The 418-nt window shown below is 43.1% G+C and carries 1 protein-coding gene; it reads right to left on the minus strand.

All coding sequences use genetic code 11. The features are described from left to right. On the minus strand, positions 1–416 hold a 416-nt coding region (locus ACM6JA_RS22800), incomplete at its 3' end, for an IS110 family transposase (RefSeq protein WP_414854180.1). Positions 417–418: the final 2 nt, after the last annotated feature.

Below are 418 nucleotides of genomic sequence, written 5' to 3' on the forward strand. Positions count from 1 at the left end.
CGTATTTTTCTCGCCACACGAAGTTCGGCATACACTCCTTGTGGAATGTTAGGTACAGCGTATCTCCCATCTTTGACTAACTGCGCAATCACTCTGGCATCTTTCACATCGTTTTTAGTAGGTGAATTGTCGTCTAACTCCTTACTCTTCTTCACGTGCATCGGGTTTACGACGACAAAGTTAATGCGCTGCTCTTTAAGAGAGTGAGCCAGATTTAGCCAGTAGTGCCCTGTTGGCTCCATTCCTACAATCACTTTTTCCATGCCTTGTTGATCCATGAGTTGATGAATCCAATCCAGAAAGTGATTAAAACCTGAATTCGTATTTTCAAAATAAAAAGCTTTTCCGAACTCACACCCTCTAAAGTCCTGCGCACGTGCAACGTGCTTGTGTTTAGCAATATCGACGCCGATAATTA

The sequence above is a fragment of the Brevibacillus sp. IT-7CA2 genome (assembly GCF_949767855.1).
Lineage (GTDB): Bacteria > Bacillota > Bacilli > Brevibacillales > Brevibacillaceae > Brevibacillus.